The sequence below is a fragment of the Agathobaculum sp. Marseille-P7918 genome, from assembly GCF_964248325.1.
Lineage (GTDB): Bacteria > Bacillota > Clostridia > Oscillospirales > Butyricicoccaceae > Agathobaculum.
On the sequence record NZ_CAXTXI010000013.1, the window covers coordinates 91,690 to 107,432 of the forward strand.

Genomic DNA, 15,743 nt, shown 5'->3' on the forward strand with positions numbered 1-15,743 from the left:
GCTGCTTCACACCAAACAGTTTCAGTTCACTCCGCTTCTGCTCATCCAGCTTGTAGCCCTACCTTCATCAACTTTTACGAAACTCTCATATCCGGTACAGCTTCACGGGAAATGATGATGGCTGCTTCCAGACGTGAAATCGTATCATTCGGACGATATCCTTTTTCATCTCCGATCACGACGCCGGCTTTTTGCAGTGCTAAAATGCTTTCAAAATAAGGGGTTTGGTCCGTGACATCCGGAAATGCGGACATATCACTGTTCTCTGCCAGTTCCTGCTCCGGCAGTGCATTTGCAAACAGGTATGCCATCTGTGCGCGTGTAGCCGGTTGGTTATAATCGTCAAATTCTGTCCCGGTCATGATTCCCAGCGCAACACAGTAGTCTACATAAGGCTGATACCACGCGGCACCCTGCGCCCGAACCGGAAATACACCCTGAAAGCCGTTATAAGTATTATGCACCATCGCCGCCATTTTTACCGCTTCGGCCACGGTCAGCGAACCGGACGGCGCAAAGCGGCTGTTGGACTGGCCATTCATGATGCCGAGCTCGCAAACGGTTTTGACCGCAGACTCTTGCGATGCAGCAATATCTTGGAATTTCCCGGCTGGATATTTGGCCTGCTCACGGAAGAACGTCAGGCTGGGAGTTTCTGCACGAGCGACAAAGGTTATATTATCTTTTTCGCATTCTCCTTCGATAAATGAATCTGCTTCCCCATACACCGTCAGATCTCTGTAATTCCATGTGCCGTCAGCACTTCCCCATGACATGAAGATATCTTCGCCATTTTGTACGCTATCAGGAATCCAGACTGCTTTCATAGAGCCGTTATAAAACGGAGCCCAACCTAAATCCGTTGTACCATCCGGGAAATGTAATGCAGTTAAACTGGGGCAATTTGATAAGGACAAATTCGAAAAGGTAGCAGGACTTTCAAATATAATGGAATGTAATTCCTTGCACCCTTCAAAAACATTATTTTCCAAATATACAGGTCCAGAAAAGGTGATAGAAGTAATTGGACACTGTGAAAATGCCCAACATCCAACTTCAGCAACCGTAGAGGGAAGTTCCACAGTTTTCAGATTTTTCATTTTCAAAAATGATAGTTGTCCGATGCGTGTAACGCCTTCCTCAATGATTACTTTTTCAATATCCATGCCATACCAAGGAGCCGTAGATTCGTTGTTGAAGTTATGGTTGGGGTCGGCATAGTCCGGCATAGCCCCTTCACCGCTGATGGTCAGCGTTGTCCCGTCGACCGACCAAGTGATACCGTTGCTTTGCTCCGTAGTCGCTGCATATGCCGGCGATAGGCAGAAAAACAGCGCAGCAAGCAAAATAACTGTAAGTTTTTTCATACAATCAACCTCCTCAACTACATAATAGCATGGGATAAGACCGTTTTTTTCGCCAATGTACTGCTCCTACCCATCTGATTATCATCCTTTGTATTTGTAAGCAAAAGCCACTGTCCTCGCCGGTGGCTTGCAAAGGATTTGCTTTTTGCCTCGATTCCCTAACCGATATATAGGCGGTAAACCGTGGCTGCGGCCTGCTCCCGTGTATAAGAACCTTTTGGCGAAAAACGGTTATTTCCTGTTCCTTGCATGATAGGTCGGCCGGCGCCGCTGATGGAAGAAATAGCGTTTACCGATTCCAGCGCCCAATCAGAAATCTCATTTTGATCCGCAAAGGCCAGCGGCTCATCCGTGGCTTGGTAACCCAGCAAAACGGCTGCTTTCCAAAGCATTTTGGCCGCTTCCTCCCGGGTGATGGACTCGTCCGGGGAGAACCGCCCGTTTCCCACACCGTTTACGATTCCCAGTGCATAGGCTTCCACCACATCCTCATGACTGGTATCTGTAAACGGATCGGAAAGCAAAGCCTCGTCTGCCGCAATTCCTTTCTGGTGCAGCGCCTGCATCACCAGCACGCAGAAGTCCTCCCTGCTGATCGGCATATCCCAGCTCACTTTTAGAGCATCCGGCAGTATCCCGGCGCTCTCTGCCGCATTAATCTCCGGCTCAGCCCATGCAGAAGGCAACCCATCATAGGGATGGAGCATCGCAACTTGCCACTTTCCGTTCCGCTGGATGTAGATCGCATTCCCAGACCACTCGGTACGCAGGAGATCTGCCTGCAGGATGCAATCACTATCTGTCGTATAGATGCGATCCCCCGCTGAATACAAACCAAGCTGCGACCAATAATAACCACCATCGTACGCGCAGTCCTCTATTGGGATTGGTGCAGTCGCAATTTTACGCCCTTGCTTGTCGTAAATGGCACACAGTTTGCCATCATGAAAGCACCAGACCGCCTCATCATCTGTACCGTAATCATAGGAAAACCGGAGTTCCTCGTACCGTCCTGCGGGGACCATGACTTCTGCATTTTCCGAAACGACCGTATCATAGCGTCTTTCTTTTGTGGATCCGTCCCCCTGCACATACTGCGACAGAACCAGAAAATCGATCGATGGGTCTATGGTGGGACCACTATCATAAATACACGGCAAAATTTCCCGACCACTGCAATCAATCACACCATATTTTCCGTTGTTTTGGATCTCTATTGCATTGCCAAGCCATTGGGTAACATCATCCACACCAGCAGTCAAGAGAGTTCCACCCGGTAAATAATAGTCTTTTTTCTCCCCATTGTTTCGATATACCAGCACACCCGATTCACCGCCGTAGAAGCCATCATACTCTATCGGGCACACTTCCTTGCCGTTGCGGTCGATCAGCCCCCATTTGCCGGCTTTTTCCACCGCGAATTCATTCCAGCCATATGGATTGTAGATATCATCATATTCTGCCGGAATAATAACCGTCCCGGAAAGATCCCGCACGCCTTCTTTTCCGTTTGCGCTGAAAATCAAGCGGTCCGGACCTGCGGCACTCACATTTTCACCGAACGATGCCAGAGGAGTACCGTCATATGCATAATACTGATCGTCTATTTTGACTGCATGCAGACCAAAATCATAAGCTGCATGATTTGCTTGCTGCAGCGGTATAACCCACTTCCGCTCCTGCAGAGAATACAGCCCATATTGCTGATCTTTACATACAAATGCAACCTCTTCTTCCGCATCAATCTGAATTTTATCATATTCAACCGGCAAAAGAAGCGCACCTGTTGATGAGTAGACGCCGCTGCCTGACGCATTGGAAGTGACATAATAGCCGTTGTCCCAAGAGATATTGGTATACTCCTGCGGTATAATGACCGTTCCATCCAGCGCGTATACGCCAAACCACCAGTGCGCTCCAGCGATCACCGCATCATCCGTCACGATTGCGTGCTGATTGTCTGTGTAGACCTGTTCGTATTGCGTCGGGTATACCTGCACCAGCGGCGAATCTACGGCCCCTGCCGCCGGCAAGCATGCTAACATGAGCGTGCAAACCGCGATCATCTTTCCTGTTTTCAACATCCGGGTCCACCCCTTTCATGTTTTTCCCTCATGAGTAAGAGACATTTCTATGACTGTTGATAAAAACGCAGCTTTCGTCGCATTATCCGAAAAATTTTATCATATGGCATCCACAAAAAAATAACCGGAAGAGACAAAATCGCAAGGTACACAACAGTTGATTCGTGTATTCGACGGCCATACTTTCTAACCAAATCCGACAATTTTAAATCCTTTGCATCATTATATAGCGTAAACGCTATCTCTTGATTGGATTGATCGATATTGCCGATGAAGAAAGTGCCGTCATTTTCTGCAAGATGCTTTTCTAACTCCTCCATGATACTTTGTTTGTTCTCATCGTTGCGAATTGTTAAAACAAATTTATGATACTTGAGGATATTTAATTGGTAAGTCGGCAAATAGTACCGAATTTGCTTTATGTCAATTTCACATGGAAAGGAAACAGGAAGAGCGTCTTCGACAAGTGTTTTTGCTTCAGATTTTGTAGGCTCCCAAACATATTCATAAAAGGCTCCGTTACTAAATCCAAAGTAAAGAAACCCAAAGGGAATAAATATAAAAATATAGATAATTGTTATAATGATGCGAATGACCTTCATCCCGCTTTTCTCCTTTTTATTCCCTTGCATTCATACTACCACAGTAGTATAAACGTGTCAACCGCCGTAGCTGAAACATTTTTCATGAACTGATACAGCAAAAATGTAACTTGCTTTCTACCGTTTTATGTTATAAGATAACAATATACTACTGTAGTAGTAAGGAGGGCTTATGAAACATTATGAATTGCAGCCAAGCGAATTAAAAATAATGAATGTTATATGGGATCATCACCCCATCAGTGCCAGTGAAATAGCATCAATATTGATGAAGGAAACTGCTTGGTCGAAAAATACCATTTATACTTTAATCACACGGGTTGTTAAAAAAGGATTTGTAAAGAGAACTGATCCAAACTTCGTTTGTGAACCGATTATCACACGGAAACAAATTCAACAGCAAGAAACCAAAAGTCTTGTGGACAGGCTCTATGCCGGCTCGCTCAATATGCTTTTTGCAAGAATTATAGAAGACGAAAACCTGTCAGATGCGGAATTAGAAGAACTGCGAAAACTTCTGGATCAGAAGAGGTGATGGAAATGAGTTTATTGGCTGCTGTCATTCGTTTGTCAATAACGGGAACTTTTCTGGCCTTCATTATCGCGATTGTGAAAAAGGTTTTGAAAAATCGCATCAGTGCTCAGGCACATTATTTGATCTGGTGCATCCTGCTATTGAGATTATGTATCCCTTTTTTCGGAGAAATTTCCGTTCCTGAAAGAATTGCAGTAAGTGAATCCAGCAGCATAACCAACGATTCTCAATCCGATCTGTTTCTTGATGCACCCGTTCCAACAGACATAATCGATTACGAGAGCGGGGAGCTGAATGAGCCGGCCAGCGACACCGGCTACATCTTTCGGGTTTTCGTTAGTATATATGTTTTGGGAGTCATCACATACTATTTGGGCTTGTTTTTGATTGTATTGCGCAATAAATATAATGAAAAAGCTTCAGTCCCACCAGAAAATTTACAACAGATTTTTTTACAAGTTAAGGCAGAATTTTCTCATCTTGATCATGTACGGTTAGTCGTTGGTGAAGCAAATTGCGCATATGCCAAAGGAGTTCTTTTCCCTACAATTGTTTGGCCGAAAGCATGGAGTGATAAATTACCTTGTTATTTCTCAACTGCTATTTTCCGTCACGAATTATCCCATATTGCAGGCCATGATTTGCTTATCCGCGGTGTTATGGTGATTTTACAGGGAATACATTGGTTTAATCCATTCATCTGGATAGCTTTTGCTTTTGCGCGCCGAGATGCAGAATACGCTTGCGATGAACGTGTGCTAAAACATAGCACAGAAGAGGATCGTTATCATTACGGCCATGCGCTGATTACGGCAGCTCAACTTTCCAAAAGACATACATCTCCCATTATAATAGGCTTTGCCAATGCCCCGCTCAAAAAAAGGATACAGGAAATCTCCAGTTATCCTGTGTGCGTTAAAAATCGGATCACTCTTATCGCTGCCATCGTTTTCGTCCTTATCTGTGCTTGTATGATTGGCATTCGTATCAATTACTCTCCAAACAACCAGACTGATCAGACATTAACCTATTTCGAGGAATCAGATATCAATAATTTGTATTATTCATTTTCAAATGCATGGGACAGCCGCGTTACAAAAAAGACGCAGTACTTTCTTAATAACCAAGAAGATCTACAAAAAATATCGGATACATTACTTCATGCCGAAGCAATCAATATCTCGCCCCCTCAGCATGATGAAAACAACATACCAATGATTGTTCTTTACCTTTCAGGCAGTGACTCGTTTAGCCTTAACTTGTTCTTTGATAACACTATGCAAAATGGAGATTCGTGGGTACAGCTTCCTGAAGGCACTTTCGATAAGATCTCTCAGCTTTTATATCGCGATAGGGGCAGCTATTTATCCTCTAACTTTGATAAATTCTTTTCCGGTGAATCAATCCACGTTATGAATAATGCATTTGACTACTATATGGATACAAATAAGGTATCACGCATCAAGGAAATTATATATAATGTGGCATGGATCAGTGTGCCATCAGAGCAAATTCCTGATTTCGTGTACTCGAAAAATAGTTTCAGCCTTTATAGTGATACGCAAATTGAACTGCATTTTGAATGCGATCGGCGTTTTTTATGCGTATCATTAATTAGTAGTGGAGAACAATATTGGTACACTGCCGATTCCGAAATTTTTAACTCATTATATAAACTAGTTTCAGACTCAACTACCGCATAAGATTTTATAGAGGGGCTAAAGCCCCCTCTCAGCCTGTCGAAAAAGTCCAGCAAAAGCTGGGCTTTTTTCGTTTGTATGAGGTAAAATGTTATAGGTGGTGAGAAAGATGCTGGAACACGGAAAAATGGACCGTGACGTAGTAGAGATTGTAGGGATAGACAGTTTAGTACCGAAGGATCATCTGCTTCGGAAAATAGATCAAGCAGTGGATTTTAATCGCCTGTACGAAATGGTGGAGCCATTGTACAGTGAAGACAATGGCCGGCCGAGCATAGACCCTGTGGTGCTGTTAAAAATGGTACTGATCCAGCATCTGTATGGCTTGCCATCCCTTCGGCGAACGGCAGAAGAAGTGGGCTTAAATATAGTATACCGCTGGTTTTTGGGGTACACCTTGCAGGAGGAAACACCTCATTTCTCCACGGTGAGCTATAATTTTCGGCATCGCTTTACCGAAGAGACGGTAGACCGTGTCTTTGCGTGGATTCTGGAGGAAGTGGCGCAGGCAGGATACCTTTCCCCCAAGGCGGTATTTGTAGACGGCACGCATATCAAAGCGAACGCCAATACCAAAAAGCGCAGAGACAATACCTCCAAGAAAAAATTGGCCCGACGGAAGAAAGAGAAACAGCGTACCGTAACCCGAAGCGTAACCGACCCGGACAGCGGATTATTTGTAAAGGGAGACCACAAGCGGCAGTTTGCGTATGAAGCCCACACGGCCTGTGATAAGAATGGATTTGTTCTGGAAACAGTGATTACCCCCGGCAATGTACATGACAGTGTTGCATTTGACGAGGTCTACGACCGTGTGACCGAAGCTTTTCCCGAGGTGGAGACCATTGTTGCCGATTCTGCCTACAAGACCCCACACATCTGCAAGAAGTATTTGAAGATGGACGTGCGCTCTCCACCGCCTACAAGCGTCCGCAGACCATGAAGGCTGGGCACGAGTGATGGAAGTATGTATATGACGAGTATTACAACTGTGTGCTCTGTCCGGAATACCAAGTGTTGTCCTACCGTACCACCAACCGGGATGGATACCGGGAGTACAGAAGTGATCCTCGCATCTGTATAAACTGTCCTACCCGCCACCTGTGCACCCACTCCAAAGACTGTGTCAAAACGGTACAGCGGCATATCTGGAAAGACTATGAGGACTTAGCCGACGACGTCCGCTATACGCTAAAATACCGGAAACTCTACAAACGGCGGAAGGAGACCATTGAACGGGTCTTTGCTGACGCCAAGGAAAAACACGCCATGCGTTATACGCAGTACAGAGGCTTGGCCCAGGAGTCCAACTGGGTGAAGCTTAAGTTTGCTGCCATGAATCTGAAAAAATTGGCCAGTTGGTTGTGGAAGGAGAAGCGTTCGCCTTTCGCTTTTATTCTCTTCTGGCCTCTATACGCCAGAAACCCAGTCCACGCTTGATGCATAAACCGGGTTTCTCGACAGGCTGAAACGACGTTCCAATTTGGAACGTCGTTTTTATAATTTATCCTTACTTTACTTTTCAAACTAAAATATACTAAAATTTCTAAAAGTATAAAATATGACTGCAAAGCGGGATAGAAATGCCAGAAGCTCTGTTTAAAATCGTCAAAAGCGGGTATCAGGGACGCGAGGCTCCTTCTCGGGAGAAAACAAATAATGTAACAGCACCGATGTATTCACGCCGGATAATTGTTTGTTATCGCTAATTAAACAGCTCACACAGATACAAAATCGAGAGAAGAAGCATTTTTGTCGATTTGGTATAAAACCAACGAAACAGTGCAACACTATAGATATTGCAATTTTGCTGTTGTGCATGATGCAAAGCGCAATTAACATTCCAATTGACAAGTCCTGAAAGCGCTTGTAACATGGAATTAAACGGTTTGGTGGAAACGCATCAGCATTGTCGCGGCCTGCGCACGGGTTGCCGTGCCGTCGGGAGCGAGTGTTGCGGCATCGATGCCGTTGACAATGCCAGATGCGTGTGCCCAAGCCAGTGGAAGTCGTGCGTACGCACTGATTACATCTGCATCGGCAAAACTGCTCAGATCTGCCTGTGCGGATATGTCATAGCCCTTCTGTCCCGCATAGCGATATAGCGTAACCGCCAGCTGCTCACGGGTGATCGGGTCGTCCGGACCAACGCGGCCACCGCCATACCCCGTCAGGATGCCGGACTTCATGGCCCAGCTGATCGCCGCAGCATACCAAGCGTCCTGAGAAACATCCGTACACTTTGCCTGTATGGTTTGGGGACGGCCTTCCAAATTATATACAATCTGCGCCATTTGCGCTCGGGAAAATCCGCTCTCCGGTGCAAATGATTCCGCAGATGTACCGTTCATCATACCATAGTAGCATACATAGCGCACCGCCGGATAATACCATGCCTGCTTGTCTACATCTGCAAAGCTGCCCGACCATGCCATAGTATCGTCATAGCCAACAGTAAACACACAGGGAGCAGCAGCTACAAAGCGAGCCATTTGGTGCTGGATATCGTAGCTGGTCTGTGCTTCGGACCAGCCGCCGGCCGTATTCTGGGTGCGAATGATGACACACGCTGCGTTCTGCTGCGCACCCAGTGTATAGGGTATGCTCACCTCTGCGTGGCCACCGTGCAGCTCTGTCAGTTCTTTCTCATCGCATAATATCCGCCACGCCCACAATGATTGACTGGTGTCACCAGCTCGACGAGACTGCGCTGCCTCGGTCAGAGTTATGGTTATCATACGGTTTTCCGCCCAATTCGCAACCGAAACCAGTGCTGCAGCATCTAGCGAAATGGAACCAATCGACGTCTCCATCACGAACGTAGCTTGTTTGTGAGCCCCCAATTGCGCCAGCGCATTTGTTGACAGGGCCAGCTGTACGGTTTCAGCGGCATCCGACATTACCGCAATGTGAAGCGCTGGCGCTGTACCGGCAGCCTGTGCCGCTTGCAGCGCGGTCTGCACAGATTTACTCAGGCTGTCGGCAGAGAGCTGTGCATTGTAAATCTTGCCTGTGCTATCCATGGTTCCTGTGACCGGCAAGTTGAGTATACTGTCGGGCAGTTCTTCCGGTGGTGTTGGTGATACATCGTTGCTGCCGCTGGTAGAGCCGCCACCACTGGTGGAACCGCCTCCGCCGGTAGAGCTGCCACCACCGTTATTATTGTCTCCATCGTTACCACCTGCACCACTATCCGGCGGGGTCTGGGGACTGTTATCCGGCACTGTCCGCAAGTCCTCTTGCGCACGGGTCAGCAATGCCTTCACGTCATATACTGAGCTTGCCTGTTCGATGGCGGCAATCGCGGTATGCAGAATGTTGTCCAGCTGCTGAATCCCTTCCTCCGTGTAATGAGATGGGTCGTAGCTGCTGTGATCCATATGTAATTGGGCGACTGCCTGCTGCTTCTGCTGTGACAGTTCGGCGCGCTGCTGCAGTGCGTCCAGTAAGGTGGCCTGTAGCTGTGCGGCATACATCTGGGCTTCCGCTATAGCATTTTCATAGACCGGCAGCCATGTGGCAGTGACTTCGCTCATCGTGCGGGTAGAGAGACCGTTGAGTGCGGCAGCCCACTGTGCCGCCGCCGTCAAGCAGCGCAACCCCTGCATGACTTCCTCCACCTGCTGTACTGTGGACGCCGCTACCAACTGACGATCTTCCTCATCCTTAAGATCGGTCTGCGCCGCGATAAACTCCGCCGTCAGACCTTCTAAGGCCTGCTCTGCCGCTGTACCGATGGAAACAGCATTGGCTTCGCTGATCGCCTGCCCGTCAATTTGTCCGATGACTTCACCATATGTATTGCGCCACAGCAAGTCAGCCTGCTTAATCCGCTTGGTTAGTGTCGAAACTTGAGCCATCTCACTTTTAGCCTGCGAAAGGAGTGTTCCCAACTGTTCCTCATCTGCGGCCGCCAGCTGCGTTCGCGCCGCTTCATATCGAGCTGCCAGTTCTGCCCAATCCTGCGCTGTGTAGTTGGTCGGTACATAGGCGAAAAACGCCTGATCTAGTTGCTGCAAGTACTGATTGACTGCCGGCTCACGCCAGACTGCATACAGCGTAACCATGTCGTCCTCCTGTGCCGTCAGATTACGGACGGAGGCTTGATTCTTGTACCGCACGGCTCCGCCTTGCGTCAACGACCAGCCAGCGAATTCCATGCCTTCCGGCGCGGTGAAGGTGCAATCCGGCAAATTCTGCACCTGATCATAAGCGGCAGTGATGGTATCCATCTGTCCGCTGCCGCCATTTTCGGCAAAGGCAATGTGGTACTGGATAGGCTTCCATTGGGCATACAGCGTAACGCGATCCCCCTGTATCTCTCCGCCAAGATTTTTGACCGTCTCCTGCGCGGGATAGATTTTTCCGTCTCCAAACGTGTTTTTCCAGCCGGTAAACTGGTAGCCCAAACGGGAAAACCCATTATTCGGCAAAATCAGTTCGGTATCCCATACTGCGGCCTGAGAGGGCATCGATCCGCTTCCGCCGTTAGCTGAAAAATAGATAGTGTAATCATTCGGCAGCCATTTAACATACAGTGTTTGTCCATTTGCAGGCAGTTCATCTGGTACCGGCTGTGTAAAATCCGCATCCAGATACCACGCTGTGCGCTCATAGCCCGGCTTAGGGTCCTGCTCGTCATAGACCGAAGCCTCTACCACAAGTGAGCTGCTGACTGGCAGCGTGAGTGTCTCCAGCCAGTTGTTGCGTGCGACAAAACCGCTGCCGATGGGGCTGAGATTGGTATTATGGCTTAGATCCAAATGGGTCAGGCGGTTATGATCGAGATGGACAAACTCCAACGCCGACAGCATGGACAAATCCACGTCAGTCAGTTTATTATCAAAGGTTTCAATAAATTTCAGCTTAGTGTTGGTGGAAAAATCCACAACAGGGAGATTGTTATTGCGGCAATAGATAATCTCTAGCGCAGAACAACCCGTCAGATCCAGCTTCGTCATGCCATTGCTCTCACAGTTGAGCGAGATCAGCTCTTTTAATCCGGATACATCCAGCGATGAAATCCGATTAAAGGCGCAGTGCAGATACTTCAGCCCGGTGTTCTGACTGACATCCAGCGCAGTCAGAACATTGTTTTTACAATTCAGGGATTCCAGTGCAGAAAAGACTTCTATACCTTGCAGCGTCGTCAGATTCTGATTCGTTACATCAATGGAGCGGATGTCAGCCAACTCCCCCACCGTTAGTACACCATCTGCACCGTATCCGTTGATATGGTTTGGATTTTCCAGCCATTCCCGGAAAGCCGCATCGGGGAATATCTCCTCGGTGATGGCGATGGCTTCTCCCACCGTCGTATCCTCTGGAGCAGCCAGAGCTGCCGGGGCACATTGCCCTAGTAAGATCGTTGCCAGTAAAGCTGACATACCTCGTCGCAATTTGTGTTTCATCATGTTTGCTCCATTTCTGATTGCTGTTATCTTTGCGAGTTCCGTTAGGTGATTGTAGGGAACAAATCGTGGTTTTTCCATTATAGCAACCTGTTGCGCGTATAGTAAATAGAAAATAAATCCAGAATACGCATAGAAAAAGCGTATTTCGCTCCTTTGTCATACAAATAAAATAGCCGCAGCGATACTGTTGCGGCTTAAACGTATGGTATGACCTCTGGAACATAAAAAATTGACAGGCCAGCCTCTTGGCGGTCTGTCAACTTAGATTGGTACGAGTGGCGATACAGAACTTTTTGAAAAACCCAGTAATATCAATGGTTTTCAGGCATCCGAACAGAAAAATATCTTGTATATCCCCCCACATTAGGGCGACTGTTTTAAGGCAGCCGCCCTTTTTTACGCCTAAAATTTAGTGTGCCAATTAGGGGCGAAAATCCCTCTATTTTCTTCCTGTGCTGCCTGTTGGAAAGCAGGCGCAGGTGATTTGTCCTTCGGGTATCCGTTGGATACAGAGGTCATCTTTTCCCCGCAAACGAACACTTTTCCAGACCGCCGGAGGGAGGTGAGATTATGGCGGTATTTCGCATTGAGAAAACCCGCGACTACACGGTGATGGCAAACCATCATCTGCGGAACACGGCGCTGTCGCTGAAAGCGAAGGGGCTACTGTCCCTCATGCTGTCTTTGCCGGAGGATTGGGACTACACCACCAAAGGCCTTGCCCGGATATGCCGGGATGGAGTGGACAGCATTTGTGCTACGGTCCGGGAGCTGGAGGATGCGGGGTACATTATCCGTGAAAGAGTCCGTAACGCCAACGGGCGGCTTGGCAGCATCGAGTACACGATCTTGGAGCAGCCCAGACCGCCGGAACCTAAGCCGGGAAAACCTGAACGGGAAAATCCAGTTCAGGTAAAACCAGTCTTGGATTCTCCTGTCTTGGGAAAACCTGAACAGGAAAAACCCGCACAATTAAATACTAAAGAATCAAGTAACCAAATATCAAATACTGATTCATCAAGTACGGAAGGATCAAATCCTATCCAATCAAGCCCCCAAACCCCCGCAGGGGCCAAACGGACCGGACAGGACTGGATGCGGGAGCGAGAGAGCTATCGGGAACTGATTTTGGAGAATATCGAGTATGACTATCTATGCCGGGATGACCGGCTGGATCGGGATATACTGAATGAGTTGGTGGAGCTCATGGTGGATACCGTCTGTTCCCGCAGGGAGACAATCCGCATTGCCGGGGACGACTATCCGGCGGAGGTGGTCAAATCCCGGTTCCTGAAGCTGAACAGTTCCCATATCGAGTACGTGTTGGACCGTATGCGGGAGAACACCACATATGTCCGCAACATCAAGAAATATTTGCTGGCTGCCCTGTATAACGCCCCGGCCACCATCGACAGCTACTATGCGTCCCTGGTGAACCACGACCTGTACGGCAGCGGAGAAAGGAGGTAATCACTCATGCAGGAAGAAGTCACCCAGCGCACCGTTGCCCTCTGTGTGGAGGCCGCCAAACTCTCCGCCGGTATGCTGCAACAGGCCATGAAAAAAGTGTTGGACGAGATGCAGAAAGGAGTGACCGGCCACAAGACCAAGCTGCACCACGGAAAACAGACCCTCCGGCAGCTTATGAAGCACAACACCGGTGTTTCCAACATCGAGATCACCGACCAGAACATCCGAGCCTTTTCTGCCACCGCCAAGAAGTACGGCATTGACTTCGCGCTGAAAAAGGATACCAGCGGCGAGATACCCCGCTACCTGGTGTTCTTCAAGGGTCGGGATGCCGATGTCATCACGGCGGCCTTCCGGGAGTTTTCCGCAAAGAACCTGGAGAAAGAGAAAAAGCCCTCCATCCGCAAGGAGCTGGAGCAGGCAAAGCAGCAGTCCAAAGCCCAGCACCGCCAGCGGGAGAAGGTCAAGACCAAAGACCGGGGTGTGGAATTATGACGGTTGACTGGAAGAAAAAGCTGCTCCCCAACCTCCCGTATCTGCTGTTTGTGTATCTCTTTGAAAAGCTCTGCCAGGCGGTGCGCCTTGCGCCCGGCCTTGACGCCTCTGAAAAGTTCCTGCATTTGAGCCAGGGCTTTACGGAGGCGTTTTCTTCTGGGCTGCCCAGCCTGCATCCGCTGGACCTGCTGGTGGGCATCGCCGGGGCGGTCATTGTTCGGCTGGCGGTGTATGCCAAGAGCAAGAATACAAAGAAATATCGCAAGGGCATTGAGTACGGCAGCGCCCGGTGGGGCACAGCGGCGGATATTGCCCCCTATGTCGATCCGGTCCCCGACTGGAACATTCCTCTGACCCAGACGGAAAAGCTCACCATGTCCAGCCGCCCGAAAAATCCCAAGTACGCCCGGAACAAAAACATCCTGGTTATCGGCGGCAGCGGCAGCGGCAAGACCCGGTTTTTCGTCAAACCCTCCCTGATGCAGATGCACAGCAGCTATGTGGTCACCGATCCCAAAGGGCAGCTTTTGTCCGAGGTGGGAACCATGCTGCGCCGGGGTGGCCCCAAGCTGGACGAGAACGGAAAACCCCTGCGGGATGCCCGCGGGAAGGTCATCTATGAGCCGTATCGCATCAAGGTCCTCAACACCATCAACTTCAAAAAGAGCATGAAATACAACCCCTTCGCCTATATCCGGTCGGAGAAAGACATCCTCAAACTGGTCAATGTCATCATTGCCAACACGAAAGGCGACGGAGAAAAATCCTCGGAAGATTTTTGGGTGAAGGCCGAGCGGCTTTTGTACTGCGCCCTGATCGGGTACATCTGGTACGAGGCGGAGCCGGAGGAGCGAAACTTCCTCACTCTGCTGGAGCTCATCAACGCATCGGAGGCCAGAGAGGACGACGAGGAATTTCAAAGCCCCGTTGACCTGCTCTTTGCCAAACTGGAGAAGGAGCACCCTGACCACTTCGCCGTGAAGCAGTACCGCAAATTCAAGCTGGCCGCCGGCAAGACCCTGAAATCCATCCTGATTAGCTGCGGCGCCCGCCTTGCCCCCTTCGATATTGCGGAGCTGCGGGAGATCATGTCGGACGACGAACTGGAGCTGGATACCCTGGGCGACCGGAAAACGGCGCTGTTCCTCATTATGAGCGACACGGACACCACCTTCAACTTCGTCATCGCTATGCTGCAAAGCCAGCTATTCAATCTCCTTTGTGACAAGGCGGACGACGTCTACGGCGGCAGGCTGCCCGTCCATGTACGGTGCCTTCTGGACGAGTTCGCCAACATCGGGCAGATACCCAACTTCGACAAGCTGATTGCCACCATCCGGAGCCGGGAAATCTCGGCTTCTATTATTTTGCAGTCCCAAAGCCAGTTAAAGACCATCTACAAGGACGCCGCAGATACCATTGTGGGCAACTGCGACACCACCTTGTTTTTGGGAGGCAAGGAGAAATCCACCCTGAAAGAAATCTCGGAGCTGCTGGGCAAGGAGACCATCGACAGCTTCAATCAATCCGAGAACCGGGGCAGTCAGGTTTCCCACGGCCTCAACTATCAGAAATTAGGAAAGGAGCTGATGACTCAGGACGAAATCGCAGTGATGGACGGAGGCAAGTGCATTTTGCAGCTTCGAGGGGTGCGGCCGTTTTTCAGCGACAAGTTTGATATAACCAAGCATCCCCGCTACAAGTACCTTGCCGACGCCGACAAGAAAAACACCTTTGATATTGAACGGTACATGAAACGCAGACCGGCCATCGTAAAGCCGGATGAGCCTTTCGATCTGTACGAATTGAAAGCCACCGACCTTCAACCAAACAATTCAACTGAACGAAAGGAACTATGAATATGAGCTTTTTTACCAGTGCTATCGACGTTTTGCAGACTTTGGTCATTGCCCTGGGCGGCGGCCTGTGCGTGTGGGGCGGCATCAACCTTCTGGAAGGTTACGGCCAGGACAACCCTGCCTCCAAGAGTCAGGGCATCAAGCAGGTCATGGCTAATTAGAGGTAATCAAAAGAGGAAAGGAAAAGCACAATCCAGACGGAACCGGCGATACCGTC

At 49.0% G+C, this 15,743-nt stretch carries 11 protein-coding genes and 1 pseudogene; 8 read left to right on the forward strand and 4 right to left on the reverse strand.

Features of this window, described 5'->3' with window-relative positions; translation table 11 throughout:
• Positions 1-74: 74 nt before the first annotated feature.
• From ACESSO_RS15035 to ACESSO_RS15045, 3 genes are all read right to left on the reverse strand, one after another.
• A complete protein-coding gene (locus ACESSO_RS15035) occupies positions 75-1,367 on the reverse strand; it encodes an S-layer homology domain-containing protein (RefSeq protein ID WP_373166358.1) in 1,293 nt (430 codons plus the stop codon).
• A gap of 158 nt (positions 1,368-1,525) precedes the next feature.
• Positions 1,526-3,412: an S-layer homology domain-containing protein gene (locus tag ACESSO_RS15040; RefSeq protein WP_373166359.1), complete on the reverse strand. Its 1,887-nt coding sequence runs from the start codon at positions 3,410-3,412 to the stop codon at positions 1,526-1,528.
• An 86-nt stretch (positions 3,413-3,498) separates the two neighbouring features.
• Positions 3,499-4,053, reverse strand: coding sequence for a hypothetical protein (locus ACESSO_RS15045; protein WP_373166360.1), 555 nt, complete (start codon positions 4,051-4,053; stop codon positions 3,499-3,501).
• Positions 4,054-4,225: 172 nt separating this feature from the next.
• Between ACESSO_RS15045 and ACESSO_RS15050 the strand changes: the two genes are divergently transcribed.
• The 4 genes from ACESSO_RS15050 (at position 4,226) to ACESSO_RS15065 (ending at position 7,728) form a co-directional block, all read left to right on the forward strand.
• A complete protein-coding gene (locus tag ACESSO_RS15050) occupies positions 4,226-4,588 on the forward strand; it encodes a BlaI/MecI/CopY family transcriptional regulator (protein ID WP_373166361.1) in 363 nt (120 codons plus the stop codon).
• Positions 4,588-6,291 (forward strand): M56 family metallopeptidase, encoded by a 1,704-nt coding sequence (locus tag ACESSO_RS15055; RefSeq protein ID WP_373166362.1) that lies wholly within the window; start codon positions 4,588-4,590, stop codon positions 6,289-6,291. Before ACESSO_RS15050 ends, ACESSO_RS15055 begins: the two co-directional genes overlap by 1 nt.
• Positions 6,292-6,397: 106 nt before the next feature.
• Positions 6,398-7,231, forward strand: coding sequence for a transposase (locus tag ACESSO_RS15060; protein ID WP_373166363.1), 834 nt, complete (start codon positions 6,398-6,400; stop codon positions 7,229-7,231).
• A 71-nt stretch (positions 7,232-7,302) separates the two neighbouring features.
• Entirely contained in the window at positions 7,303-7,728 is a 426-nt protein-coding gene (locus ACESSO_RS15065; RefSeq protein ID WP_373166365.1) for a transposase, read from the forward strand.
• 440 nt (positions 7,729-8,168) lie between these two features.
• Here ACESSO_RS15065 and ACESSO_RS15070 read toward each other — a convergent pair whose 3' ends face one another.
• A complete protein-coding gene (locus ACESSO_RS15070; protein WP_373166366.1) occupies positions 8,169-11,675 on the reverse strand; it encodes an S-layer homology domain-containing protein in 3,507 nt (1,168 codons plus the stop codon).
• 597 nt (positions 11,676-12,272) lie between these two features.
• Here ACESSO_RS15070 and ACESSO_RS15075 point away from each other — a divergent pair.
• The 4 genes and pseudogenes from ACESSO_RS15075 to ACESSO_RS15090 form a co-directional block, all read left to right on the forward strand.
• Complete coding sequence (locus ACESSO_RS15075; RefSeq protein ID WP_373166367.1) at positions 12,273-13,172, forward strand: DUF6017 domain-containing protein; 900 nt, start codon at positions 12,273-12,275, stop codon at positions 13,170-13,172.
• A 6-nt stretch (positions 13,173-13,178) separates the two neighbouring features.
• Positions 13,179-13,667, forward strand: a complete 489-nt coding sequence (locus tag ACESSO_RS15080; protein ID WP_373166368.1) for a PcfB family protein — start codon at positions 13,179-13,181, stop codon at positions 13,665-13,667.
• A complete protein-coding gene (locus ACESSO_RS15085; protein WP_373166369.1) occupies positions 13,664-15,526 on the forward strand; it encodes a VirD4-like conjugal transfer protein, CD1115 family in 1,863 nt (620 codons plus the stop codon). The genes ACESSO_RS15080 and ACESSO_RS15085 overlap by 4 nt, the downstream gene beginning before the upstream one ends.
• A 2-nt stretch (positions 15,527-15,528) precedes the next feature.
• Positions 15,529-15,681, forward strand: a pseudogene (locus tag ACESSO_RS15090) (Maff2 family mobile element protein); the annotation flags it as partial.
• Between the last annotated feature and the right edge of the window lie 62 nt (positions 15,682-15,743).

What these genes read in the sequence shown, in the direction of transcription:
- ACESSO_RS15035 (WP_373166358.1), bottom strand. Translation starts at nt 1,367, where the DNA reads ATGAAAAAACTTACAGTTATTTTGCTTGCTGCGCTGTTTTTCTGCCTA.
- ACESSO_RS15040 (WP_373166359.1), bottom strand. Translation starts at nt 3,412, where the DNA reads ATGTTAGCATGCTTGCCGGCGGCAGGGGCCGTAGATTCGCCGCTGGTG.
- ACESSO_RS15045 (WP_373166360.1), bottom strand. Translation starts at nt 4,053, where the DNA reads ATGAAGGTCATTCGCATCATTATAACAATTATCTATATTTTTATATTT.
- ACESSO_RS15050 (WP_373166361.1), top strand. Translation starts at nt 4,226, where the DNA reads ATGAAACATTATGAATTGCAGCCAAGCGAATTAAAAATAATGAATGTT.
- ACESSO_RS15055 (WP_373166362.1), top strand. Translation starts at nt 4,588, where the DNA reads ATGGAAATGAGTTTATTGGCTGCTGTCATTCGTTTGTCAATAACGGGA.
- ACESSO_RS15060 (WP_373166363.1), top strand. Translation starts at nt 6,398, where the DNA reads ATGCTGGAACACGGAAAAATGGACCGTGACGTAGTAGAGATTGTAGGG.
- ACESSO_RS15070 (WP_373166366.1), bottom strand. Translation starts at nt 11,675, where the DNA reads ATGTCAGCTTTACTGGCAACGATCTTACTAGGGCAATGTGCCCCGGCA.
- ACESSO_RS15075 (WP_373166367.1), top strand. Translation starts at nt 12,273, where the DNA reads ATGGCGGTATTTCGCATTGAGAAAACCCGCGACTACACGGTGATGGCA.
- ACESSO_RS15080 (WP_373166368.1), top strand. Translation starts at nt 13,179, where the DNA reads ATGCAGGAAGAAGTCACCCAGCGCACCGTTGCCCTCTGTGTGGAGGCC.
- ACESSO_RS15085 (WP_373166369.1), top strand. Translation starts at nt 13,664, where the DNA reads ATGACGGTTGACTGGAAGAAAAAGCTGCTCCCCAACCTCCCGTATCTG.